The sequence below is a fragment of the Rhodococcus sp. NPDC077669 genome, from assembly GCF_040686915.1.
In the GTDB taxonomy this organism is placed as follows: domain Bacteria; phylum Actinomycetota; class Actinomycetes; order Mycobacteriales; family Mycobacteriaceae; genus Rhodococcoides; species Rhodococcoides fascians.
Genome location: NZ_JBFBMD010000006.1, coordinates 128709 through 151332, shown reverse-complemented (window position 1 = coordinate 151332; position 22624 = coordinate 128709). Strand labels below are relative to the sequence as shown.

At 63.8% G+C, this 22624-nt stretch carries 28 protein-coding genes; 11 read left to right on the top strand and 17 right to left on the bottom strand.

Annotated elements, in window-relative coordinates; translation table 11 throughout:
• The first annotated feature begins 116 nt into the window (after window positions 1-116).
• Both AB0P23_RS10180 and AB0P23_RS10175 read left to right on the top strand, forming a co-directional pair.
• Complete coding sequence (locus AB0P23_RS10180) at window positions 117-761, top strand: GAF and ANTAR domain-containing protein (RefSeq protein ID WP_363797438.1); 645 nt, start codon at window positions 117-119, stop codon at window positions 759-761.
• A 70-nt stretch (window positions 762-831) separates the two neighbouring features.
• Window positions 832-2970: a catalase gene (locus tag AB0P23_RS10175; RefSeq protein ID WP_363797436.1), complete on the top strand. Its 2139-nt coding sequence runs from the start codon at window positions 832-834 to the stop codon at window positions 2968-2970.
• A gap of 2 nt (window positions 2971-2972) precedes the next feature.
• Here the strand turns inward: AB0P23_RS10175 and AB0P23_RS10170 are convergent, their stop codons facing one another.
• Window positions 2973-3365: an ankyrin repeat domain-containing protein gene (locus tag AB0P23_RS10170; RefSeq protein ID WP_283348701.1), complete on the bottom strand. Its 393-nt coding sequence runs from the start codon at window positions 3363-3365 to the stop codon at window positions 2973-2975.
• A gap of 245 nt (window positions 3366-3610) precedes the next feature.
• Between AB0P23_RS10170 and AB0P23_RS10165 the strand changes: the two genes are divergently transcribed.
• Window positions 3611-4000 (top strand): DUF4234 domain-containing protein, encoded by a 390-nt coding sequence (locus AB0P23_RS10165; protein WP_230073142.1) that lies wholly within the window; start codon window positions 3611-3613, stop codon window positions 3998-4000.
• A 31-nt stretch (window positions 4001-4031) separates the two neighbouring features.
• Complete coding sequence (locus AB0P23_RS10160; RefSeq protein WP_283348702.1) at window positions 4032-4466, top strand: GNAT family N-acetyltransferase; 435 nt, start codon at window positions 4032-4034, stop codon at window positions 4464-4466.
• 43 nt (window positions 4467-4509) lie between these two features.
• On the opposite strand, the gene AB0P23_RS10155 is transcribed toward AB0P23_RS10160, so the two are convergent.
• Window positions 4510-4782, bottom strand: coding sequence for an antibiotic biosynthesis monooxygenase family protein (locus AB0P23_RS10155; RefSeq protein WP_363797433.1), 273 nt, complete (start codon window positions 4780-4782; stop codon window positions 4510-4512).
• Between the two features lie 165 nt (window positions 4783-4947).
• On the opposite strand from AB0P23_RS10155, the gene AB0P23_RS10150 reads away from it, so the two are divergent.
• Window positions 4948-5301, top strand: coding sequence for a VOC family protein (locus tag AB0P23_RS10150; protein WP_363797431.1), 354 nt, complete (start codon window positions 4948-4950; stop codon window positions 5299-5301).
• 100 nt (window positions 5302-5401) lie between these two features.
• Window positions 5402-5836: a GNAT family N-acetyltransferase gene (locus AB0P23_RS10145; protein ID WP_363797429.1), complete on the top strand. Its 435-nt coding sequence runs from the start codon at window positions 5402-5404 to the stop codon at window positions 5834-5836.
• A gap of 103 nt (window positions 5837-5939) precedes the next feature.
• Here the strand turns inward: AB0P23_RS10145 and AB0P23_RS10140 are convergent, their stop codons facing one another.
• The 12 genes from AB0P23_RS10140 to AB0P23_RS10085 all read right to left on the bottom strand — a co-directional run bounded on the left by AB0P23_RS10140 (window position 5940) and on the right by AB0P23_RS10085 (window position 14707).
• Complete coding sequence (locus tag AB0P23_RS10140) at window positions 5940-6272, bottom strand: DUF3140 domain-containing protein (protein WP_032387659.1); 333 nt, start codon at window positions 6270-6272, stop codon at window positions 5940-5942.
• Window positions 6273-6412: 140 nt separating this feature from the next.
• Window positions 6413-7156 carry an EAL domain-containing protein gene (locus AB0P23_RS10135; protein WP_283348704.1) on the bottom strand — a complete coding sequence of 248 codons (744 nt, stop codon included), beginning with the start codon at window positions 7154-7156 and terminating at the stop codon, window positions 6413-6415.
• Entirely contained in the window at window positions 7143-7418 is a 276-nt protein-coding gene (locus AB0P23_RS10130) for a hypothetical protein (RefSeq protein ID WP_363797427.1), read from the bottom strand. The genes AB0P23_RS10135 and AB0P23_RS10130 overlap by 14 nt, the downstream gene beginning before the upstream one ends.
• Entirely contained in the window at window positions 7415-8707 is a 1293-nt protein-coding gene (locus tag AB0P23_RS10125) for a lipase family protein (protein ID WP_363797425.1), read from the bottom strand. Before AB0P23_RS10125 ends, AB0P23_RS10130 begins: the two co-directional genes overlap by 4 nt.
• A 20-nt stretch (window positions 8708-8727) precedes the next feature.
• A complete protein-coding gene (locus AB0P23_RS10120; RefSeq protein ID WP_363797423.1) occupies window positions 8728-10317 on the bottom strand; it encodes a GMC oxidoreductase in 1590 nt (529 codons plus the stop codon).
• Window positions 10318-10424: 107 nt separating this feature from the next.
• Complete coding sequence (locus tag AB0P23_RS10115; RefSeq protein WP_027495457.1) at window positions 10425-10970, bottom strand: TetR/AcrR family transcriptional regulator; 546 nt, start codon at window positions 10968-10970, stop codon at window positions 10425-10427.
• A gap of 34 nt (window positions 10971-11004) precedes the next feature.
• Entirely contained in the window at window positions 11005-11763 is a 759-nt protein-coding gene (locus AB0P23_RS10110) for a 1-acyl-sn-glycerol-3-phosphate acyltransferase (RefSeq protein WP_363797421.1), read from the bottom strand.
• A gap of 6 nt (window positions 11764-11769) precedes the next feature.
• A complete protein-coding gene (locus tag AB0P23_RS10105) occupies window positions 11770-11931 on the bottom strand; it encodes a hypothetical protein (protein ID WP_363797419.1) in 162 nt (53 codons plus the stop codon).
• Between the two features lie 52 nt (window positions 11932-11983).
• Window positions 11984-12163 (bottom strand): hypothetical protein, encoded by a 180-nt coding sequence (locus tag AB0P23_RS10100; RefSeq protein ID WP_363797417.1) that lies wholly within the window; start codon window positions 12161-12163, stop codon window positions 11984-11986.
• 8 nt (window positions 12164-12171) lie between these two features.
• Complete coding sequence (locus tag AB0P23_RS10095) at window positions 12172-13314, bottom strand: FAD-dependent oxidoreductase (RefSeq protein WP_363797415.1); 1143 nt, start codon at window positions 13312-13314, stop codon at window positions 12172-12174.
• Window positions 13311-13508, bottom strand: a complete 198-nt coding sequence (locus AB0P23_RS10090; protein ID WP_363797413.1) for a ferredoxin — start codon at window positions 13506-13508, stop codon at window positions 13311-13313. Before AB0P23_RS10090 ends, AB0P23_RS10095 begins: the two co-directional genes overlap by 4 nt.
• The gene (locus AB0P23_RS10085; protein ID WP_363797411.1) at window positions 13505-14707 is read right to left on the bottom strand and encodes a cytochrome P450; all 1203 of its coding nucleotides are present in this window, start codon (window positions 14705-14707) and stop codon (window positions 13505-13507) included. Before AB0P23_RS10085 ends, AB0P23_RS10090 begins: the two co-directional genes overlap by 4 nt.
• Window positions 14708-14867: 160 nt before the next feature.
• Here AB0P23_RS10085 and AB0P23_RS10080 point away from each other — a divergent pair, with 160 nt between their 5' ends.
• Window positions 14868-15530, top strand: a complete 663-nt coding sequence (locus AB0P23_RS10080) for a TetR/AcrR family transcriptional regulator (protein WP_322544656.1) — start codon at window positions 14868-14870, stop codon at window positions 15528-15530.
• A 251-nt stretch (window positions 15531-15781) separates the two neighbouring features.
• On the opposite strand, the gene AB0P23_RS10075 is transcribed toward AB0P23_RS10080, so the two are convergent.
• A complete protein-coding gene (locus tag AB0P23_RS10075; RefSeq protein WP_363797409.1) occupies window positions 15782-16630 on the bottom strand; it encodes a GAF and ANTAR domain-containing protein in 849 nt (282 codons plus the stop codon).
• 174 nt (window positions 16631-16804) lie between these two features.
• On the opposite strand from AB0P23_RS10075, the gene AB0P23_RS10070 reads away from it, so the two are divergent.
• Together AB0P23_RS10070 and AB0P23_RS10065 are read left to right on the top strand one after the other, a co-directional pair.
• Window positions 16805-17287, top strand: a complete 483-nt coding sequence (locus tag AB0P23_RS10070) for a DUF2975 domain-containing protein (protein ID WP_363797407.1) — start codon at window positions 16805-16807, stop codon at window positions 17285-17287.
• Complete coding sequence (locus AB0P23_RS10065) at window positions 17287-17493, top strand: helix-turn-helix transcriptional regulator (RefSeq protein ID WP_027495448.1); 207 nt, start codon at window positions 17287-17289, stop codon at window positions 17491-17493. Before AB0P23_RS10070 ends, AB0P23_RS10065 begins: the two co-directional genes overlap by 1 nt.
• Window positions 17494-17505: 12 nt before the next feature.
• Here AB0P23_RS10065 and AB0P23_RS10060 read toward each other — a convergent pair whose 3' ends face one another.
• Window positions 17506-19863, bottom strand: a complete 2358-nt coding sequence (locus AB0P23_RS10060; protein ID WP_363797405.1) for a pyruvate dehydrogenase — start codon at window positions 19861-19863, stop codon at window positions 17506-17508.
• Between the two features lie 238 nt (window positions 19864-20101).
• Window positions 20102-20731 (bottom strand): TetR/AcrR family transcriptional regulator, encoded by a 630-nt coding sequence (locus AB0P23_RS10055; RefSeq protein ID WP_288124327.1) that lies wholly within the window; start codon window positions 20729-20731, stop codon window positions 20102-20104.
• A 118-nt stretch (window positions 20732-20849) separates the two neighbouring features.
• On the opposite strand from AB0P23_RS10055, the gene AB0P23_RS10050 reads away from it, so the two are divergent.
• The gene (locus AB0P23_RS10050) at window positions 20850-21830 is read left to right on the top strand and encodes an NmrA family NAD(P)-binding protein (RefSeq protein WP_283542704.1); all 981 of its coding nucleotides are present in this window, start codon (window positions 20850-20852) and stop codon (window positions 21828-21830) included.
• The gene (locus AB0P23_RS10045; RefSeq protein WP_283542705.1) at window positions 21827-22612 is read left to right on the top strand and encodes an SDR family oxidoreductase; all 786 of its coding nucleotides are present in this window, start codon (window positions 21827-21829) and stop codon (window positions 22610-22612) included. Before AB0P23_RS10050 ends, AB0P23_RS10045 begins: the two co-directional genes overlap by 4 nt.
• The last annotated feature ends 12 nt before the right edge of the window (window positions 22613-22624 follow it).

Sequence of the window (22624 nt, the reverse complement as noted above, 5' to 3'; positions counted from 1 at the left end):
CCGAGGAAGAAAATACGGAAGAGTCCCGACGCGCCCACGCCCCGGACTCCGATAGCTTCAGCGCATCGATGTACGGACACCACTTGGAGGGGGTCGTACGAGTCAGCAAGCGGTGCGTGACAGAGGCCGGCGTGGACGGAGCCGCGGTCGCCATCCTCACCGACGATGCCGATTCTCGGGATCTGCTGTACGCCACGAACTCCGAAGCTGCCCGGATCGACGAACTCCAATTCACCACCGGCGAGGGCCCCTGTATCGATGCCTTCGTCACCGGGGTGCCGCAACTGCACCCGAACATCGGTCACCGGCCCGATTCCACGGGATGGCCATCGTTCGCGTCGGAAGTTCTTCAGGAGCTCGGCGTGCATGGGGTGTACGCGTTCCCATTGTTCAGTGGCGGTGCTCGACTCGGCGTCCTCGAGCTGTACACCCAGAAGTCCGGAACTATGACGGCACAACAGATCACTGCTGCCCAGGCCGCAGCCTCGACCCTCGGTGACATCGTCGTCAGTGAAGTCGCAGCCCGACCGGACTTCTTCGACGAGTCGATACTTCGCCCACCCGACGGCCCATTCCGCTTCGCTCGGTCCGACATCAACATCGCAGTCGGTGTGTTGGCCGAACGTCTGCATGTGTCGCTCGACGAGGCAACCGCGCGGCTGCGTGCCCGTGCCTACGCCGATGCCCGCTCGATCTCCTCCCTCGCGTTCGACATCGTCCGCGGAGACGGCTTGTTCTACGACGACCCGGGGAGCGCGTGACATCGAAGCCCACCGTCCATCGACCACGAACGTCCGAGTTGACAGCTCCAACAACGAAAGAAGGCCGAACATGCCACCCATCCCTCGCCCGGATCAATCGTCGCCGGCACCCAACGGCCCGACCGGAGCTCGCGATACGAGAGCCCAAACCGGTGATTTCCTGACCACTGCGCAAGGCGTGCGTCTACCCGACACCGATCATTCGCTCAAGGCGGGCAATCGAGGCCCGACGTTGCTCGAGGACTTCCATCTTCGCGAGAAGATAACCCACTTCGACCACGAGCGAATTCCGGAGCGCGTCGTGCACGCACGCGGCGCCGCCGCACATGGAACGTTCGAGTCCTACGGGTCGGCGAAGACCGTGACCAAGGCAGGATTTCTCGCCCAGAAGGGTAAGCGGACACCGGTTTTCGTGCGATTCTCGACCGTTCTCGGATCGCGTGGTTCCGCCGACACAGTCCGCGACACCCGCGGTTTCGCGGTCAAGTTCTACACCGACGAAGGAACCTTCGACCTGGTCGGAAACAACATGCCCGTATTCTTCATCCAGGACGGCATCAAGTTCCCGGACATCATTCACGCCGGCAAACCGCAGCCCGATATCGAACTGCCGCAGGCTCAGTCGGCACACGACTCGTTCTGGGACTTCGTCTCGCTGCACACCGAGGCAACTCACCACGTCATGTGGAACATGAGCGATCGAGGTATCCCGCGCTCGTATCGCACGATGGAAGGCTTCGGCGTCCACACGTTCCGCCTCGTGGCCGAGAACGGCGAGACCAGGCTCGTGAAATTTCATTGGAAGCCGCTCGCCGGAGTGCATTCACTGGTGTGGGAGGAAGCCCAGATCGCCGCGGGCGTCGATCCGGACTTCCATCGACGCGACATGTCCGACGGCATCAAGGCCGGTGCCCCACTGGAATACGAATTCGGAATCCAGGTCATGCCCGACGACGGCACCGAGACCTACGAGGGTATCGATCTGCTCGATCCCACGAAAATCGTTCCCGAAGAACTGGTTCCGGTGCAACCCATCGGCAAGCTCACCCTCGACGCGAACCCCACGGACTACTTCGCCGAAACCGAGCAAGTCGCGTTCCACACGGGCCACCTGGTGCCGGGCATCGAAGTCACCAACGACCCGCTGATGCAGGCGCGTCTGTTCTCTTACCTGGACACCCAGATCACGCGTCTCGGCGGCCCCAATTTCTCGCAACTGCCGATCAATCGACCGCATGCACCTGTCAACGACATGCTGCGAGACGGTATGCACCAGACCGCCGTTCACACCGGCCTTGCCCCGTACCTCAGCAACTCGGTCGACGACGGAGAACCAGCGGTAGCAGGTGAGAAGGACCACGGTTACGTGCAAACTGAACGCCTCATCGAGGGCCGCGCGGTACGAGCGAACCCCGCATCCTTCGACGATCACTTCACTCAGCCCACCATGTTCTATCGCAGCCTCAGTGCCGTCGAGCAGGATCACCTCGTCGAGGCATTCACGTTCGAGCTGGGCAAAGTGTTCGAGCAATCGATCAAGGAACGTGAACTCGAGGTTCTTTCGAACGTCGACGCCGATCTGTGCGAGCGCGTCGCCGCCGGTCTCGGCCTGCCTGCACCCGTCGGCACACCCGCTGAGGACGTATTGCTCTCCCCCGCACTGTCTCAGATCGTCGAGGCTCCGGGACCGATTGCCGGACGCAAGATCGGCGTCATCGCCGACGCCGGATCGGACCTGTCCGGAATCGGCAAGCTACGGACGGCAGCCGCGCGCCGCGGTGCCACAGTGCACGTCATCGCTGCGGCCGGCGGCATCCTCGGCAAAGGCATGCGCACTCAGGTGGTCGAGCGAACATTCCTGACAGTTCGTTCGATCGAGTTCGACGCCTTCGTCGTCGCGGGCGGAACGACGCCGACGAACGACATCAAGCTGATCCTGTTGCTGCAGGAAGCATTCCGTCATTGCAAAGCGATGGGTGCCTGGGGCGACGGAGCGGCACTGCTCGAGCAGGCCGGAATCGGTGCCGACGACGCAGGCGTCGTCATCGGCGAGACAGCGGTGAAAGCGTTCAACGACGCATTGTTCGCTGCGGTCGGACTGCACCGAGCCTGGGATCGTGCCCCCGCGGTGATGGCGTCGAACATCCCGCCTGCAGTCCCCGACAAGCCTGCTCGTAAGCGGGCAGCCAAGGCCAAGGCCAGGGAGTAGGGCTACCCCGACTGGGGCTCGGTCAGCATCGCTGCCATGTCGTCCAACTCGAAGTACTGGGCGATTGCGTGTGCCGATCGAGCTCCGGCTGCGGGGTCCGCGCCTGCCTCCAGCAACATCCGCACAATTGGCGTCGACCGACGAAACACCGCGGCCGCCAATGCTGTCTGGCCGTTGTCGTTCACGCGATCCACCGCAGCCCCCAGCGTGAGCAGCGTGCTCACCGCACCCGGTTGTACGTGATACGCCGCCAGAATCAGCAGTGTGTCGCCCTTGTCGTTGGTCAGGTCGACGGATCCTCCGGCCTCGAAGAACGACTGCAACCACGAGGCGTCACCGCTGCGCGCGCAGTCGAATGCATGCCGAAACACCGCCAGAACATCGTCGTCGTCCACCAACACATGATCCCCCGAGCAGTGAGGTTCCAACCAAGCATCGTCGATCTGAATCGACCGCTGATCCGTTCTATCGACCGCATGCTCGTGTAGTGACCGTGCGGAGTGTTCCCGCACGGAGCGAGACCTCGCGTACGGACCCACCGACGTGGGAGAATCGTGCGGTCCACGGACATGCGGCGTCTGTCGTGTCCGACAAGGTGGGGGGGAGCGTCATGACCGGTCCGGTTGCCCAAGGTAGCGCTATGAAGCGGCGAAATCCCGTTGTGGTCTGGATTCTGTTGCCGCTCATCACTCTCGGCATCTACCACTTCGTCTGGTACTACCTCATCCACCGTGAGATGGCGGACTTCGACCGACGCAAGGTCGACCCGCCGGTCGTCGGCCCACTGCTGGTTCTGCTCCTCCTCGGCTGGACCATCATCGCGCCGTTGATCAGCTACTACAACACCGGAAACCGCATCGCCGACGCCCAACGCGCAGCCGGCCTTCAGCCGACGTGCAGCTCGGTCGTCGGACTTCTGCTCACGTTCGTCTTCGGCCTGCAGTCCCTGTACTACCAGCTGGAACTGAACAAGATCACGGCCCGATACAACGACGTACCGCCGGGAACCGTTGTGCCGCTCGCGGTGTGAATCCCGAAGCCGAAACGACGAAACGGACCCGATGACCACCCTCCATCACGCACCGCTCTCGCGCGTCGACCCGAGCACCCTGTATCGCATCATGGCGCTGCGGGTCGCGGTATTCGTGCACGAACAGAAGATCGTCGACGAGGCCGAACTCGATGGCGCGGACCTACTTCCGACGACGGAGCTGTTCTGGGTCCAGGACGAGAACAGTGAGGTGTTGGCCACTCTCCGAGTGCTCGTCGACGATTCGGTCCACATCGGCCGCGTCGCAACTGCGGCTGCGGGGCGTGGGCGCGGTTATGCCGGGCAGCTCGTCGAGGCCGCGCTGAAGGCGTACCCCGGGGTGGTCGAGATGTCCGCGCAAGCACACCTCGAAAAATGGTATGAGCGATTCGGATTCATTCGGGTGGGAGAGCAATACCTGGAAGCGGGAATCCCGCACGTGAAGATGTCCACCCATCCCAGCTGAGGGCAGTGTCGCACCGGCAGCGAGCTCGACGGCTCATCTACCGTCACTCCAGCACGGAGAATTCGCGAACTTTCGCGTCGATGATCGCGGCGGTCTGCTCGGAGTTCGGACCGGATTCACGAAAGTCGTGCAACTGCTGCTCGCTCGCCCAGCATTCGTACACGTTTATACGAGCTGGTTCGACAATGTCTGCTCCGAGCGCGAAGTCGATGCACCCCGGTGCGGCGCGAGCCAGCCGGACCACCTCGGCGCAGCCGTCGAGATAGTGCTGTCGATCGGTCGGGTCCACAGTGAGATATCCGCCAACGATGATCACGTGGATGCAGACTTCGTCCGAACGCGTAAGTCACCGCCGGATCGCGGCCTTCACCGGATCGGTCTACGAGCCACACCTCAGGAGCCATGACGACGGCCAACGCCCTGGGTCGATACGACCTGTCTCGACAAGCACAGGGTTACCAGGGGTGCATACGATGACACCATGATCGGACGCATCGACGAGGTCGTTTTCGACTGCACGGAGCCAGCTGTGCTGGCTCAGTTCTGGGCCCGGGTGCTCGGCGGGCAGCCTGTGATGCGAGACAATTCGTGGCACTTCGTCGATGTCCCCGGGTTCACTCGGTTGGCGTTCCAGCGGGTTTCGGAGGGCAAATCCGGAAAGAACCGGCTTCATCTCGACGTCGACGTGCCCGGTATCGACATAGCCGTCGAACAGGCAATTGCCCTCGGCGCGACGGTTGTCGGGGACCGACACTCCGATGCGGCGGGGTCCTTTCAGGTGCTCCTGGACCCCGAGGGCAACGAGTGGTGCCTGGTGACGCCGCCACCCACATAATCACTGTGCGTCACGCTCAGCATGTGTGCCGCCCGAAGTTGAACCGCACGCTGGGTCGACCGGGATGCGGATCCGGGATTCTCGAGCAAGAGGAGTCGTCGTGAGTAACTACCGGTTGGTGCCCACCGTGCCCGACCTCGCATCGTATCGTCGGCTCCGCTTCGACGCCGGCCTCACACCGGTCACCGCGGAGCAGGCGACGCCCGCCCTGCGCAATGCATGGGCGGGTTGCCATGTCGTCCATGAAGCCAGCGGCGACGTTGTCGCCATGGGGCGGATCATCGGCGATGGCGGCTGGTACTTCCACATCGTCGACATGGCGACGGCACCGAACCATCAGCGCCGCGGTCTCGGTGATCAGGTATTGAGATGGTTGCTCGACACCATCGTCGAGGCAGCACCTGCCGATCCGTACATCACGTTGATGGCAGATCCTCCCGGGCGGCGACTGTACGAGAAACACGGTTTCACCACAACGGCCAGTGTCGGATTGGCACACGCACCGGGGATCCGTAGCGAGGTCGACGACGCCTGAGGTTCATCCCACCCGGCCGTACTGCCGACTGACGACTCGTTGTCGCACAACGCGATTGGGCAATGGTGGTGAGTGGAGCAGACCTTCCGTCAGCGAAGCGAGATCATTTCTTCTTCGGGTCGTGGCCCCAGTTCATCAGTGAGTAGCGCCATTTGGTGTCGGTGATGTCCCCGTCGGGCCGCTGAGCAAGGTGTCGTTTGCAGTAGCCGACGACCTTTCGCATGTGCTCGTAGTCGTCGTCGGACAGGTCCGCCTTCTTCGTCTTCAGGATTTCGACGATGCGGCGGCCGCTCTCGTGGCCCGTCGACTCACCGCCCTCCTTCTTTTGCCCGACGTCCTTCGAGTCGTCGGTGCCGAGAAACTCGTCGAGTTCCTTCGCCGTCATGTTGACGAGGTCATCGAACTCCGTCTTGATGTCACTGTCGTCATCGGCCATCAGTCCGTCTCCTTCGATTCACCCTCGGTGGTGGTGCCGCGTGTCTCCCGTTCGACCGCATCGGCCTTCGGAACTCGTCTCGTTCCTAATCCGCCGCATACCCACAGTTGGGCGGTACTCAACCTGCTGGTCAGATCTGATCACACCGCAGCAGGACGGCCCACTCGGAAGCCCTGCAGCAGGTCGGCCCCGATCGACGTGGCCGCTTCGAGGTCGTCGTCGGTCTCGATGCCCTCGAACACGCACCTGGCCTCGGTTTTTCGCGCGAACTCGAGCACCAGTTCGGCCAAGGCCGACTTCACGCGATTGCCTTTCATGCCGTGAACGACGAACGCGTCGAGTTTGATGATCTGCGGCTCGAGCACGACAAGCTGCCGCATACCTGCGTACCCGGATCCCACATCGTCCACTGCGACAGCGACACCGCCGCGTCGAAATTCGGCCAACACCGCCATCACCGCATCCTCGTCGTCCTGGGCGGCATGTTCGGTGAGCTCGATTACCAGTGACCGTCGTCGGCCGAAGTCGAGCAGCACATCCACGAGGGCAGCATCGACCAGTAGCGTTGCAGCACTGAGGTTCACCGCAACGAAGCAACCATCCGGCAGACGCGCTGATTCGCCCAATGCCTTGACGGCCGCAGATCTGTCCAGAACAGGACCGAGGCCGCACTGCGCTGCATCCGCGAACCACGCCTCGGTGTCACCGCCGCCCGCCGGGAAACGCGACAGGGCCTCGTATCCCTCGATCACCCCATCGCGTGCACGGACGATCGGCTGAAAGACTATGTCCGGCCCACCGCCTGCAATCACAGCCTCCACCCGACGCCGCGACCGCAACAGGGTCGAGCGCAGCGGTGTCGACGCCGCCCTAGTCGACGGCACGATTCCACACCCGCACCACCGGGTGGAGCTGAACCGGAGCTGCAACCGGGCGCATCGCGGCAAGGACTGCATCGGGATCCTGATCGCCGAAACTGCTGATCAGCACACGAACTCGTCGTGTGTCGCGAGGCCAGAAGGCCCCGAACGATTCTGCTATCGCGACATAGTCAGCGGCGCGTTGCTCGGCGCTCAGGCGTGCGGGGCAGCGGTGCCGGAGTACGAATTCTCGCACCAGCCGCCAGCGCCTGCGGCCACCGATCATTCGATGGAGCATGGTGCCGTGGGGACGTCGGCGAACCGATCCATCAGGAACTTTGCAGCGGCGCCGCCGTACCCGTCGATCAGCTGCGGCCCGAAGTGGTTGGGCAACACCGCACCCTGCAGAATCGGCGGCAACGGGTTGGTTCGGAACTCCACCGTGGCCCCTCGCCCACACCAATCCTGAGCCAACTGCCGGGCCTGACCGTACGGCACGGTGTCGTCGTTGAGTCCGCTGGTGATCATCACCGGTGCGTTCGGAGTACTACGACCGATCCGCTGAGCCTCGAGGATGCGACCCGCCTGCGGAATGGTGCCCAGATTCTCGAGCATCGACTTACCGTCCGCGGTCAACGATTCGGTTCGCAGGAACGGGTACTTCAGAATGGTGTCGCCGATGCACTGCGTCGACAGATCGTTCAGCACTGCCTTGCCGTGATCGGTGAGTCGCTCTTCGACGAGCGGCAGCAAGCTCGGATCCCGCTCTACGAACCCGTTGAGGGCATAGCCGATCACCCCTCCGATCAGCGTCCCGTCGACGGTCTTCAACACCTCGAGCAAGTCCGCTGTGGGAGCTCCGGCCCAGGTGCCCTTCACATTCAGCCCCGGTGCGTACTCCGAGGCCAGTTCGGCCGCCGCGGCTGCCGCCCCACCGCCCTGGGAGTACCCCCAGATACCAACGGGTGCATCGGTATCACCGAGAAGCTCGTTCGCGGCACGAGCACCGTCGAGCACCGCATGAGCCTGCTCGACACGATTGACATAGGTGTGCACACCGGGCGTTCCCAACCCGACGTAGTCGGTCACGAACACGTTGGCACCCATCGATCCCCACAGAGTGGAAGACAACAACTCCTGATTGAACGAGATCGACAATGGTTGTGTCACAGCGTTGACAGTCGTCGGAAACGCACGAGAAGGAGCGCACTGATCGGCCTGACCCACCGTGCCGGGCGCGACGACGATTGTCGGCCGCGGGCCTGCACCGCGCCAGGGCACCTCGGTCTCGATGAACGTGCCCGACACGCCCACCGGCGTATCGTCCTGCGTCCGTGACGAGTACAGCACCCGCTGCGCCTGAACGGGGTAGGCACCGTCCGCACCTGGCAAAGCCGCGAACAGTGACATCGGCTGTGTCCGCAACACGGCCCCCGGGTCGTCGACGACCTGAACTGGAGGGACGTAGAAGTCGTCGACGGGGTCGGCATTCGCGGCCGAGCTGCCGAGCACGGTCAGGGAAGACGCGAGCACGGCGGTGACTGCGACGCCGATCATGTTGCGGTACAGATGCATCGGTCTCTTTCTGGTGGGGGTCAAATAACGGAGCCGATATCGTCGGCAACGATGTTGTCCAACGCACGTTCGGCCAGTGCGGCGATGGTCATGGATGGGTTGCACGCTGCGGTGGTACCGGGCATGAGCGCTCCGTCGAGGACATACAGTCCTCGCTGGCCGTGTACGCGACCGTCGAGATCACATACCGCGCCCATGTTGGCCCCACCCAACGGATGCCAGGTGGACGGGAACAGTGCATTGGTATCGGTGAGAACACTGCCCGATCCGGCGATACGACGCACCGTCGGATCGATCGAACCGTCCTGAATCAGGCTGTCGCCGTTGGCCGGCCAATGTAGTCGAACCTGGTCCATGGAGGAGTCGTAGCCGAAATGGCCGCGGCCGCTACTGACTCCGTACCCGACGAGCATCGTGCTGTGGGCATCGAACGACAACGGCGGTATCGAGGCCTGAATGACGGTGTGCGCAGTGTTCGGGTCGTCCCAGTTCAGACTGCCGAACACCACCGGACCGCCCTGGGGCGCACCGAAAGTATGCTCGATGCTCGACCACACGTAGATGCGATCGGCATTGGTGCCCCAACCCTGTCCGAGCTGGTCCGGCAAGTCCGAGATCGCTCCGGTGGCACCGGCACGCACGAGCAGCTTCGTGGTGTTCAGGCTGCCCGCCGCCATGATCAATGCGCCGGCGGTGAGTACCTTGTTCTCCAATACCGTTCCGTCGGAGTCGATTCGATCGACATACACCGTCCAACGGCCGTCGTCACGCCGCTCGACACTCGTCACGTGGTGATGTGTCGCAACCGTGGCCAGCCCCGTCGCCTCGGCGGCCGCGATGTAGGTGACGTCCACGGAGTGCTTGCCGCCGTTGTTGACTCCGAATGCACCGGACCCATCGGTGTACGACGGTGCCATCACCCCGCGCGTCTCGTCGAGGGCGAAGTTCCAGTCGATCGGCATCGGGATCTTGGACACCGGCAGACCCGCTCGACGAGCATTGGCCGCAAACACCCGCGCTGCTTGATAATTGGGCGTACCGATCAACTCGTCGGGAGCCTGCTGGAGCTGCAACATCCGCGCCACGCGTGGGTAGTGCACCCGATTCAGAGTCGGCCAATCCAGACCGGCCGGAAAGTGCTCCTCGAACACCGGCTGCGATGGCTGCAGTGTCATTCCCTGGTAGATCAGGGATCCGCCTCCGACACCGGCCGCGCACAGCGCAGTCATGTTGTCCCCGGGCACCGCCTCGAGGAGGCCGACGTACGGATCGAACGGAAAAGGCCTACCGAACAGGTTGGGACTCGAACCGTGCCACAGCATCCGCTTGTCCGGTGACGTTGCATCGGGAAACGTGTCCGCATTCGGGCCTGTGTTCCAACGCCTTCCGCGCTCGAGCACCAGAACCGGCACCCCGGCTTCGGCCAGTCGCAATGCGGCGACGCCACCGCCGAACCCCGATCCGATGATCACCACCCGGTGGTCCTCGCGGGTCAGAGGGATCTGGACGCGTCGCCCGCCCGCTGCTCGCGCCACCCCCGCGCCCGACAGTGCGGCCAATCCCGCAACCGCAGTCGCGCCGAGAAACGACCGGCGATTCAAATTCGACACGTACCCCCCCAATGGTGTGCAGCAGCGCGCATCGAGACCTGTGTCACGTGCACGTGCGAAGCAAAACTAGACAGATGCGGCTTATGGTGTCAAGTTTTGGGGGTCCGTCAGAACAGGAGCGGAATCAGCCAGCGCCGCAGGTATGACCGCAAACCGTCGTCGTCGTGGATCTGCGCGTCGTCGAACAAGATGACGGACAGCCCGTTACGCACAAGCACGGAATCGATACCATCGAACCGCGTCGCATCGAATTCGGGATTGCGTTCGATGTAACCGTCGAGGAACTGACGCACCACCGGTTCGGCTCGATCCATCATGTCCGGATCGAACAACGGGTTGGCGTTGCCTGAACGCATCAGAGAATTGAGCACCGGTTCTCGTCGAATGAGGTTGCGTGCAGCCACAATAGTCTCTACGACGAACTCGGACGGCGTCTCGGCCTGATCGGCCTTTGCCCGGATGCCACCGATCACGTCGACGACAAGACCGACCATCGCCTCCGAGATCATGTCCTCGCGCGTGCTGAAGATCGAATACACCGTCTGGCGCGTCACGCCCGCCGCCCGCGCAGCCGCCGCAATGGTGACATCCTCGAACCCACCCTCGGCAATGAGCCCGAGGGTGGCGTCGAGAATCTTCTGCTTCGAACGCATGGTTCGAGTATGACGGCAATCCCGGCTCGGCGAGTCATCCGATGACGGGTCGCCGATCCTTCGTCAGTTCGTCGAGTTCGGCTTGCATAGCCGAGTGCACCCGCACTGCGAACTCCTCGGCCGTCTCGTCGGCCTCGGGGCGCATGGGTGCGAGCACCGTCGTTTCGAGTTTGGTGGGCAGCGGCAGGTACGGAAGAAGCCCAACCAGACCGAGATTGACGCCCCACGGTATGGACACCGACAGCGGAAGCGTTTTGAGCCGCAGTACCTTGTCCAACCTCAGCGCCTTCGCCAACCGCTTACCACTGCTGAGTACCAGCAGGGACTCCCCCGCTCCTGCTGTGACGACGGGGACGACCGGCACCCCCGCCTCGATTGCCAAACGGGCGAACCCGGTCCGACCCGAGAACACTATGTCGTTGCGGTGCCGCCACGATTTCAAAGCATCGACGTCACCGCCCGGGAAGACCAGGACATTGCTGCCCTCCGCAAAAGCGTCCAGGGCCGTTTGTCGTCCGGCGGGCCTGGCACCGAACGGTTCGATCAGCTTCTCGGCATGCAGAGTCCACGCGATCTGGTGGGTCAACGTGATCAGCTCGCGGTCGATACCGAGCTCGTCGTATGCGGCCGAGAATGCGAACACATTGAGATCGATGACTCCGCCGAACCCGTGGTTGGCGACGAACAGCACCGGGGTATCCGGAACCGGTTGCGCTACCGTCACTTCCAGTCGGTTGTAGAGGCGAACAGCACTGATGCTCGCCGCGCGAACGACTCGAGCGATGTTGTCCACCGCCGACTACCGGTCCAGTTGCAGGTCTGCCAGCGCTCCGGCGATCACGAAGCCTCCGGCAATTGCACAGCCGGCTGTTCTCGTTCGTTGCGGCAGGTGAGCGGTGAGCGCGAACGCCGCGGTGTCCCAGACGTCGACGGCCACACCTGCTCGCAGCAGAGTGCGCACGGCCTTCGGCGCGTACCGAGTTGCCGCATACAGGCCGCCGCCGATGTAGATTTCACGAATTCCGGAAGGTGCGAGCCGCAGCTCGCGTCGTCGCCACCGCCGCGTCGGGCCCGGCGAGGAGTTCGTTGGCGCGAGTGGGCGCAACCATGTGGGCGATGCCGATCGCTGCCCGGGCGAGCCCAACCGCCTCGGGAAGACGACGAACCAGACCGGACGCAGAGCCGATAGCCATGAAATTCCTTACGTAGTGGGAACAGCGGATTCGCGAGCAAGCCGTCGGAGCAGGCCGACAGCCTTCTTCATGCCGTAGGCAACGATGGTCGTGCGGCCGTCCTCGTGGTTCCACTGCAGCAGCGCCGATCCGTCGTCGACGGAACCCTCTAGCACGGTCGGATTACCCAGTAGCGGAAGAGGACCGACGACCTTGATGGACAGTCCCAGAATCTCGGTCCAGAAGTAGTTGTCGGTGGGCGCACACGTGGGTTCGAGGCCGAGTGCGGAGGCCGCTGCGACCTTGCCCTGCGCGACGGCATTGGACCAGAACGGGGCTCGACCGGAACCAGCACGTGAATACGCGACGTCGCCTGCGGCGAACACTTCGGGAAGCGTAGTGGTGCAACGATCGTCGATCGCAACACCGCGATCATCGGCGATACCGGTACCGTTCAACCACTCGGTCTCGGGCACATCACCGGCGCAGGTGACCACCACATCGGCGTCGAGGGTGCGGCCCGCGAGCTCGATCCCGGTAACGGGGTTGCCCGTCAACGTAACCAGGCTGTCCGCGCGGAGAAACTCGACCGACGCTGCCTCGGCCCGGGCGGAAATCGCGTCGGACAGGTAAGTACCCAGTAGGCGTTTCAACGGAGGGTCGACGTCCACGACAGTGACTGCGATTCCGCGCGAGACGCACGCACTGGCGACCTCCATGCCGAGGAATCCGGCACCGACGACGATCGCCGTCTGCGCCGCATCGAGTTTCGGACTTAGTGCCCGAACATCGTCGAAGGTCCGCAGCACCGTCTCGCCCCTTTGCCCGGGAGCCTCAATGCGACGTGCAGCCGCTCCGGTGGCGACGATCAACCGATCGTACGGAACATCGGTACCGGCGGCGGTCGTGACTGTGTGGGCCTCGGCATTCACCGATACGGCCCGATCACCGATCGCCTCGATCTCGAGGTCCGACAGATCCCACGTTTCCGCCTCGGCTGCTTCGCCTTTGAGCACGTGCTTGGACAACGGCGGCCGCGCGTAGCAACCGTCGGCATCGGCCCCGATCATCGTCAGTGGACCTTCGTGTCCGCGGGCCCTCAGTTCGCGGACAGCGGTGCACGCGGCTATGGAGTCTCCGACGACGACGATCCTGCTCTCGAGAGAGCTCACGCCTGTTCTCGCAGTGCCGCCACCGGACACACGCCGACCGCAGACCGGGCCGAGGCCGCGAGGTCGTCGGGAATGTCGTTGCCATCGAAGGCGTAGTGCAGTTCACCCTCCTCATCGAGGCTGAACACCTCGGGTGCCTGTTCGGCACAGATGCCGTGGCCCTCGCAGCGATCCCAATCGACGTCGATCCTCATGGCTGTGTCCCTTCTGCTGCCACCAATTTAAGCGGCAACCGTTCGTATCGATGAATGACGTTGTTGACAGCTCGTACGGGTGTTCCTGCGGGAACGAACTTCTCGACCCGCTGCGCCAGCACCCGGAGCATGGTCTGGGCTTCCAGACGGGCAAGCCCCTGGCCGGCGCACCCGTGCACGCCGGAACCGAAGCCGAGTTGCCGCGCGGCGTCACGGGTGATGTCGAAGGCGTCGGGGTTGTCCCATTCACGCTCGTCGCGGTTCGCCGACGCGTAGACCACCAGTACACGAGCACCTTTCGGGATTCGTGATCCGTCGATCTCGACGTCACGGACCGCTCGACGCGAGAATGCTCTGATCGGCGACTCGTATCGAACGACCTCGTTGATCGCATTGGGGATCAGGTCCGGGTCCTGCCTGATCGCCTGCCACTGCTCGGGGTGCCGCGCGAACAGGTCGAGGGCCCCGGAAATCGCTCCGATGGTGGTATCGAGCGATGGACCGAGGTAGTCGATCATCAACGCGGGACATGCCGACTTCTGAATCTTGTTGTCGTCGGCGGCCTTCAGAACGTCGTCGCCCATGCTTCCCGGAATCACCGATCGGTCTCGCACCACGCGCCGCGAGAAGGCAAGCATCTCTGCGGCACCCTTGACAGCGGTGATCGAGTGTCGATTCACGGGGCCGAGGGAGTCGAAGGTCGCCCCCGCCCACCGGAGTAGATCCTCGCGGCCGTCCTCCGGCCACCCGACGAGATCGGGCACGATCGACATCGGCAGCGCTGTCGCGAGATCGTCCACGCCGTCGACGAACTGTTTGCTCAGTGCCGCGTCGACGATGCTGTTCGCTTTTTCCTCCACAGCCGCTTTCATCTTGCGCACGGCCTTCGGAGTGAGCCGATGCGCGAGCACCGATCGCTTGGTCGCATGCTCGTCGCCGTCACTGTTCAGTGTCGTTCCGCGGCCGAGCCGATTGGCGACGGGATTGAGCGCCACACCGTCACCCGAGATGAAGGTCACGTCGTCGAGCAGCACCGCCTTGCAATCCGCGTAGCGCGAGACGGCGAACACCTGCTGGCGGGGCAGCCACACCACCGGACCCAGCGCGCGCAGCCGGGCATAGTGCGGGTACGGATCGAGAATCGCGTCGTTGGAGTACAGGTCGGTGCGGTACTGCGGAATCGTCGCGTTCGTTGTCATGGGATCCTTCGGTGCTGCCGGAAGTCGAGGCCCCTGCCTTCACAGGGTGTTGACGATATCGTCACTGATGGCACGGTCGTACGTCAAGGCTTTTTGACGAATTCGTCATACTTGATTCGCGATAGGCTGCGCTCACTGACCCACAGAGCAGGAGCAGATCGTGACCGAAGGCAACCGCGTCGAGCGCCGCAAGGCACGCACCAGAGCCGCGCTGATCCAGGCCGCCCAAGGGTTACTCGCCAACGGGAACACCAACGCACCCGTGCTCGAAATAACGCAGGCCGCCGACGTCAGCAACGGCTCGTTCTACAACTACTTCGAGAGCAAAGAAGAACTGTGGCAGGCCGCCATCGACGCCGCTCTCGAGTCCGTCGGCGACTACCTCGATTCGCTCACCGTCGGTTTCGAGGACCCGGTCGAGAAATTCACCCAATCGTTCAGACTGTCCGGGCGCCTGTTCCGCCTCGAACCGCAACTGAGCCGCGTCTTGCTCAACTCCGAGGCCGCCGCATTCGCCGCGGCCGGTGGCCTGGCACCACGGTCGCGTCGCGATATCGAATCGGCCGCAGCGCAAGGGAGATTCGACGTCGACGACCCGGATCTCGCCCTCGCGATCGTCGCCGGTTCGCTGCTCTCCATGGGCCGTCTGCTCCTCGCACAGCCCGACCGCGACGAAGCGGCGACGGTCGACGGCACCACCGAGCGAGTGCTCCGCGCACTCGGAATTTCGACCGACGAGGCACGCACACTGTGCAGCAGTCCACTACCGGCGTCCTACAGCGGCGACGTCCACGCGGCCGTCGTCCCCGCTGCGTCGCACTGAGCCCCCCTGGGTTTGCCGTCAGCCCCTCTGATGTCGGGGTGGGCCGTGCACGGCTACCGGGGCCGGAACGGCCCGAGCTACCGGCTCGATCTTCCGACTCCCCCCGCCGGTGTCGATGTCGAGAAAATGCTGGAGTTCGTCGTAAATCGGAGTGTCCGTCATGGGCCTTGACCTTCTCGACCTTCGGAGATGCAGATCGTTCGGCTTCGCTGAACCATTGATGGTGCTCGGTGGACCGTGTGACCCCGACACTACGGCCCTTCGGCATCCTGCCATCGGCCGACGGAATCGACCATCCGAGCCGCCAACACGGCAACTCGCGTGTTCTCTCGCTGCGATTGCTGCACCAACGCGGCGAACGCGGCTTCGGGAGTGATCGACTGCGTTGCCATCAGGATGCCCTTGGCCTGCTCGATGGTCGCCCTGGTCGCCATCGCCGCACGAAGACCGACGACTTCCTGCTTCGCCTCAGCCGTGTGCCGGGAATTCCATACTGCCGCTTCGACCGACGTGACGAACATCTTCACCACCACTTCGTCGATATCGTTGAAGCCACCGGCATCGAAGCCGTAGATGTTGAGCGAGCCTGCATGCTCGGAATCGACTGCCAGCGGTGCCGACAGGTAACTCTGCACTCCGATGTCTGCTGCCGCGGCTGCGAATGCAGGCCAGCGAGTGGTGATCTCGTCGACTCGGACGCACACCAACCGATCGTGGCGCGCAGCTTCGAGACACGGCCCCTCGTCCGCTCGGTACTGATCGGCATCGATGTCCACCACACGAGCGTCCGAGAATGCAGCGGTGGCAGGATTCTCCGAATCATGATGCAGCAGGGTCACTCCCGCCATATCCGCCCCGGGAATTGCCACGACGGCCTGCTCGCACAGGCCCTGCAGCACAGTCTCGAATCGGCTGTGCTCGAGCAATATTCCGCGGAACACATCGAGCGCCTCGAAGGTGTCTTCCGCGAAATACGTCGTCGCACCCGGCACGTGTGATCGCCTCGGGAGTGCCGCCGCGATCTGCTCGTCGAACGCGGCTGCGGCCGCTCTCTCGGCAGCCGCGTCGTCCGGCGTTTCCTCGGATGTCCGATCGGTCACGTGGTCCCGCCCCCATACGATGCGGCCATCACACCCTTCGCCGTGAACGAGCAACCTACGGCGTTGGCCCTCGCCGAATGTTACAACCGTACGCCCGCTGTCAATCGGAACTGGATGATCCGGACACCGTATTGATCTATTGACTTTCGATAGATTTCTGTCGATACTCGCTAAATGCTGAGTGGAGATCGAGTGGTAGTCCTGTTGCTTCGCCTGTTTCTCGCCGCGTTGTTCGCGGTGCTGGTGCTGATGCAAGTCATGTCGTTGCCCGGGCAGTTCGCCCATATGGCCCAGGAATCTCCCGAATCCGCGTACCTGCGATGGCCGCTGACCATCGTGTCGATCTTCTGGGTGCTGTGCATTCAGGTGGTCGTGATCGCGACATGGAAGCTAATGACGATGGTGAACCGCAACGCCATCTTCACCCGCGCTTCGTTGGTGTGGGTAGACACGATCACGTGGTCGATCGCCGCGGCCTGGGTGGTGCTGGTCGGCGTCTTTCTCTACGTCGGATTCGGAGCCGACGACCCAGGCCTGCCGCTACTGCTCTTCCTGCTCGTCGTCATCGTCGCCGTCGCCGCATTGTTGATGGTCGTCATGAGGACCCTGCTCAGTCAGGCCACGGAACTGCGCAGCGACATGGACGCGGTCATCTGATGGCCATCGTGGTGCGCATCGATGTTCAGTTGGCCAAGCAAAAGATGAGCGTCGGCGAATTTGCCGAACGCGTGGGGCTGACGCCCGCCAACATCGCAGTCCTCAAGAACGGACGGGCCAAAGCCGTGCGCCTGAGCACCCTCGACGCCATGTGCCGGGTGCTGCACTGCCAACCCGGAGACCTCTTGGAATGGGTGGACGAATGAGCACCCGCGGCACTACTGACCGGTGACATCCAGAGCGGCACCGACTATCGAATCGGTGTCGATGTGATGATGCTTGTACACCTCGTCCAGAGAGCCCACCTGACCGAAGTTGCTGACGCCCAACGACGTCGACGCCACGCGGTTCACGTTCGCGAGGAACGCCAGCGTGTGCGGATGGCCGTCGAGGACGGTCACCATCGGTGTCGCCCGATCGGCCGGCAACAGCTGATCGAGAATCCACGACTCCGCGTCGCCGTGCCCCTGCCGCGCCTGGACGGCTCGGTAGAGCTGGCCCGGGCTCGTGATGCACAGGACGTCCGCGACAATGCCGATGCGCTCCAAACGTGCTGCGGCATCGAGAGCTTCGGGCATGAGCGCACCCATCGCCGCGATCGTGACGGTGGCACCGTCTCGTCGGACGAGCGGGTAGCCGCCGGCCACCACCTGCTTGCGCCTGCGTTCGCGGGCCGCCGGATCGCTGGGCACGTCGGCCAACGTCTGATCGACCGGACGGGTCGACAGGCGCAGGTACGCCGAGGTGCCGTCCGGGCGACCCAACTTGGCGATACTGGAGAGCAATGTCCACTCGACGTCGATGGCGAAAGCCGGCTCGTACGAGATGCACCCGGGCTGCTCCAGACCGATCGATGGAGTCTTGATCGACTGGTGCGCACCACCTTCCGCAGCCAACGTGACACCCGACGGCGTACCGACCAGAATCGACTGACCGCCCGCGTAGATGCCGTACGACCACGGTTCGAGAGCGCGTTCGACGAACGGGTCGTACATCACCCCGATGGGGAACAATGGCTCTCCCCACCGACTCCACGTTGCACCCAGCTCGCCCATCAATCCGACCAGATTGGTCTCTGCGATACCGAGTTCCATGTGTTGACCGGTGGGACCCTCACGCCAGTGCATGATGGTTTCGGCATCGTCACCGAACCAGTCGTGCCGCTCCGACGACGACCAGACACCGACCTTGTTGACCCAACCGCCGAGATTGGTGGTGGAGCTGACGTCGGGACTGACCGTCACGACGCGTCGCGCCGCATCCGGAGCCTCACGCGTCAGGTCGATGAGGGTGCGGCCGAGCGCGGCCTGCGTCGTGGCCGTGCCCTTGGGAGTACGGCCGATGTCGGTGGGAACTGCCGGCGGTGCCGAGACGGGCACCGGTTCGCGGCGCAGCCGTTCGGCGACATCGGCGCACAACTGCCCGGCCACTGTGGCGTCGTCGAAGCGGCCCCACGGCGAACCGACGTCGGTGCCGAGAGTGTCTGCCAGAGCTGCATATTCGTCGACAGTCAGCAGAGACGAATGGTTCTGCGGATGCCCCTGAGTGGGGAGGCCGAAGCCCTTGACCGTGTAGGCGATGATGACCGTGGGCCGGGTGTCGTCGATCTGCGCGTAGGCCTCGCGCAGCGCGTCGAGATCATGGCCTCCGAGATTGCGAATCGACTCGGTGAGAATCAGATCGTCGAGGTCACCGATGAGCGCGGTGATCGCCGCGGCATCGGAACCGTTGCCGGGCAGCCGATCTCGCAATTCGGACGCCGAGCACCGCAACAGCCGCTGATACTCGGGATTGGGCATGTCGAGGATGCGACGCCGCAAGGCGTCACCACCGGTACGCGCGAACAGGTTCTCGAGCAGCCGACCGAACCGCACGGTGATGACCTGCCAGCCTGCCGCGTCGAACATCTTCTCGAGGCGACGCGCGGCGATGTTCGGCACCACCCGGTCGAGGGACTGCCGGTTGAGGTCGACGATCCAGACGATCTCGCCCAACTCACCGATGCCCGGATCGATGACGGCTTCCCACACGGCACCCTCGTCGAGCTCGGCGTCTCCGACGAGCGAATACTGCCGTCCGCGAAACCCGCTCGGGGTGTCCGCGGAAAATGCGGAGTCGACGAAACGACGCGACATTGCGCCCCAAATAGGTGCCGTCGCACCGATACCCACCGACCCCGTGGAGTAGTCGACGGTATCGGGATCCTTGGCGCGCGACGGGTAGGACTGCAGCCCACCGTACGAGCGCAGCGTCGTCAGATATTTCTCGTCCAGCTCGCCGAGAAGGTAGTTGATGGCGTGCAGCACCGGCGACGCGTGCGGCTTGACCGACACTCGGTCGCCCGCTTCGAGCTGCTCGAACCACAGCGAGGTCATAATGGTGACCATCGACGCGCACGACGCCTGATGACCGCCCACCTTGAGACCCGTCGGATTGGGCCGGATTCGGTTGGCGTGGTGGATCATCGACGTCGACAGCCACAGCACCCGCTCGGAAATGTCGTGCAGGGTTTCGCGCCCCCCGGTGACCGAATCACCGTCGGTCGAATTGCCGGTGGTCGAGCTGAGGCTGGTCATGGCGAGCACTCCTGAAATAGGCGACGAAAGATTGCATCGAGTGGACGTGGCGGGACCGGATGGGGTCCCGTCACTCCATGAGGCAAGCGTTCGGATTGCGAAGCGCCGAGTCAGTCGCGTCTGTGATGCAACCGGCGTCAGTCGACCAGAACCCGGCGGGCTGCGCAATAGAAGTCTTCGGTATTGAGCAATCTGCGCAATTTTCGGAATCGGCCTTTGCGGTTTCTGGTCGACCTGATCACCGCGGCCCGGCACCTCGGCGAGTCGCGGACTCGACCACGGCCTCGAATGCGTCGACGATCAGCGCGACCGATTCGTCCAGATCGAGATCCGGCGTCTCGAGGAAGGCATCGGCAGTTCGATCGAGAAAGCCTGTCCACCCCGAAATCGCGACAGCAACCAGCGGCGACAACGGATCCGGGAGTTCGGCCAGGGCTGCGACCTGACGCTCGCCCTCGGCCCGAGCCTGCCGGAGGGCGCTCTCGACGCCGGCCTCACCGAACTCCTCCTCCCGCACCACGCGCAAGTAGAGCGCTCGGTGATCCCGCAGAAACTCGATGTGCCGTCGGACGAATCCTTCCAGCCGCGCTCGGACGGTCCGCTCTTCGGACTGCGGCCCCTGCGCGTCGGACAACTTGCCCAGAACGTCGGCCAGCGCAGCCTGCACCAGGCCCTGCTTGTCGGTGAAGTAATAGAAGAGCAACCCGTGCGCCACACCCGCTCTGCGCGAGATCGCCGCCGCACTGATGTCTGCGCTGGCACCTTCGGAGATCATCTCGATCGCGGCGTCGATCAACGCCTGACGGCGATCACGACGTGGGCGGGCGCGCCGCGACTGCTCTGCATCGTCGACGTCGTTCGAGGGCACCGTCCGAGACTAATGCAGATCGAGTCGGCATTTGCGTCGACCTCTTGCGTTATTTGCGGCTCATCTGCAATATATGCAACCGAGCCGGAGTTGCCGCGCTCACCATCGAGGAGGTCCGATGATCACAGTGACCAGTGCCGCAGGCGGGATCGGACGGTTGCTCGTCCGGCAGCTGACCGCGCAGAAGATGCCCGTCCGCGCTGTCGTGAAGAACGACAGTCAGGCTGCGACCGCCCGTCGAGACGGGGCAACCGAGGTCGTCGTGGGCGATCTGCGGTCGCCCGACACGCTCGACAGAGCCCTGGCCGGAGCCGACGTGCTCTATCACGCGGCACCGACCCAGGTCATCGACGAAAGACCGATCATCGAGCACCTGATCGCGACGACGCCGGCAAGTGGATTGCAGCACATCGTGTTTCACTCGGTCATCCATCCGGACCTGCATCAGCTGACACACCATCACCAGAAGGACATCGCCGAGGGTCTGCTCCGAAACAGCGGGATCCCCACCACGGTGCTCAGGCCGTCGCACTACATGCAGAACTACCTGGAAGTGTGGGAGTTCCTGCAGGCAGGCGTCATGCCGTACCCGGTGTCGCCGGACAGCATCATGGGTGTCGTCGATCTCGCCGACGTCGCCGAGGCCGCGGCGAACGTACTGATCGACCCGTCGCCGCACACCGGCCGCACCTACGACCTGTCCGCGGTCGAACTCACCCGACACCAGATGGCCGAGATCTGGTCACGCGTGCTGGGGCATGCGGTGACCGCCATCCGAATCCCGCCCTCGTCGTTGACCAACTCGCTCGACGTGCTGCCTGCACTCCCCACCGTCATCGGTCACGCCGTGCGATCGACGAAACTCAATTCGCTCGGGCACCTCGTTCGCGGCGCGCAGGCCGCCTCGAACCCCCGCGACATGAAGAATTGGCCGGAAGACGCACGTCAGGCGTACCGGACGATGATGACCCATTACGACGGCCACGGTCTGCCCGCGGGAGACCTGACGGTTCTTCCGACCCTGCTCGGACGAGCACCCACCTCGTACGAGGAGTTCGCCCGGCGCTCGGCCGCTGAGCTCGGGCGCTCGGACCGATGAGCCGCAGGGCTTTTCGCTACAGTCCGGGCCGCTCGCTGGTCACCGGTGCGAGTTCTGGAATCGGCACCGAGTTCGCGCGAGTGCTGGCCGCCCGCGGCTCCGATCTTGTGCTCGTCGCCCGACGGGAAGATCGTCTGACAGCGCTGGCGGACGAGCTCGAATCGACCTACGGTGTGCGCTGCCGAACAGTGCCCTGGGACCTGTCGGAGGAGGCCAGTGGTCGGCGGCTCCGCGCCATCGTTCCCGAGCGCATCGACCTCATCGTCAACAGCGCAGGATTTGCGGTCCAGGGACCGTTCGTCGACGGCGACGCCGACGATTTCGAGCGGCTCATCGCCGTCGACATCCGCGCGGTCGTGGACATCTGCTCGGCGTTCCTGCCGGGCATGATCGCCCGCACAGCAGGCACCATCGTCAATGTAGCCAGCACGACGGCATTCCAACCTGTCCCGACTCTTGCCGTGTATGCGGCCGCGAAAGCCTTCGTGCTGAGCTTCAGCCAGTCGCTGTGGTACGAAGCAGCGCAACACGGAGTCAGAGTGTTCGCACTCAACCCCGGCCCCACCCACACCGAATTCTTCGACGTCATAGGCGATTCGGCCACAGCCACCGGTACCTACCAGACACCGACCGACGTCGTCGCCACCGCCATGAAGGAACTCGACGCCAAACGGTCACGGCCACATGTTATTTCGGGTCGCCGCAATGCTCTGCAGGCGGCGATGGCGGGTATCGTCCCCGCACGAGTTCTCCTACCGGCCCTGTCACGAATGCTGCACTAGACTGTCACGATC

What these genes read in the sequence shown, in the direction of transcription:
- AB0P23_RS10160 (WP_283348702.1), top strand. Translation starts at nt 4,032, where the DNA reads ATGACCACCCTCCATCACGCACCGCTCTCGCGCGTCGACCCGAGCACC.
- AB0P23_RS10115 (WP_027495457.1), bottom strand. Translation starts at nt 10,970, where the DNA reads ATGCGTTCGAAGCAGAAGATTCTCGACGCCACCCTCGGGCTCATTGCC.
- AB0P23_RS10070 (WP_363797407.1), top strand. Translation starts at nt 16,805, where the DNA reads ATGCTGAGTGGAGATCGAGTGGTAGTCCTGTTGCTTCGCCTGTTTCTC.
- AB0P23_RS10165 (WP_230073142.1), top strand. Translation starts at nt 3,611, where the DNA reads ATGAAGCGGCGAAATCCCGTTGTGGTCTGGATTCTGTTGCCGCTCATC.
- AB0P23_RS10045 (WP_283542705.1), top strand. Translation starts at nt 21,827, where the DNA reads ATGAGCCGCAGGGCTTTTCGCTACAGTCCGGGCCGCTCGCTGGTCACC.
- AB0P23_RS10130 (WP_363797427.1), bottom strand. Translation starts at nt 7,418, where the DNA reads ATGATCGGTGGCCGCAGGCGCTGGCGGCTGGTGCGAGAATTCGTACTC.
- AB0P23_RS10060 (WP_363797405.1), bottom strand. Translation starts at nt 19,863, where the DNA reads ATGACCAGCCTCAGCTCGACCACCGGCAATTCGACCGACGGTGATTCG.
- AB0P23_RS10125 (WP_363797425.1), bottom strand. Translation starts at nt 8,707, where the DNA reads ATGCATCTGTACCGCAACATGATCGGCGTCGCAGTCACCGCCGTGCTC.
- AB0P23_RS10100 (WP_363797417.1), bottom strand. Translation starts at nt 12,163, where the DNA reads ATGGCTATCGGCTCTGCGTCCGGTCTGGTTCGTCGTCTTCCCGAGGCG.
- AB0P23_RS10140 (WP_032387659.1), bottom strand. Translation starts at nt 6,272, where the DNA reads ATGGCCGATGACGACAGTGACATCAAGACGGAGTTCGATGACCTCGTC.
- AB0P23_RS10050 (WP_283542704.1), top strand. Translation starts at nt 20,850, where the DNA reads ATGATCACAGTGACCAGTGCCGCAGGCGGGATCGGACGGTTGCTCGTC.
- AB0P23_RS10175 (WP_363797436.1), top strand. Translation starts at nt 832, where the DNA reads ATGCCACCCATCCCTCGCCCGGATCAATCGTCGCCGGCACCCAACGGC.
- AB0P23_RS10065 (WP_027495448.1), top strand. Translation starts at nt 17,287, where the DNA reads ATGGCCATCGTGGTGCGCATCGATGTTCAGTTGGCCAAGCAAAAGATG.
- AB0P23_RS10090 (WP_363797413.1), bottom strand. Translation starts at nt 13,508, where the DNA reads ATGAGGATCGACGTCGATTGGGATCGCTGCGAGGGCCACGGCATCTGT.
- AB0P23_RS10085 (WP_363797411.1), bottom strand. Translation starts at nt 14,707, where the DNA reads ATGACAACGAACGCGACGATTCCGCAGTACCGCACCGACCTGTACTCC.
- AB0P23_RS10150 (WP_363797431.1), top strand. Translation starts at nt 4,948, where the DNA reads ATGATCGGACGCATCGACGAGGTCGTTTTCGACTGCACGGAGCCAGCT.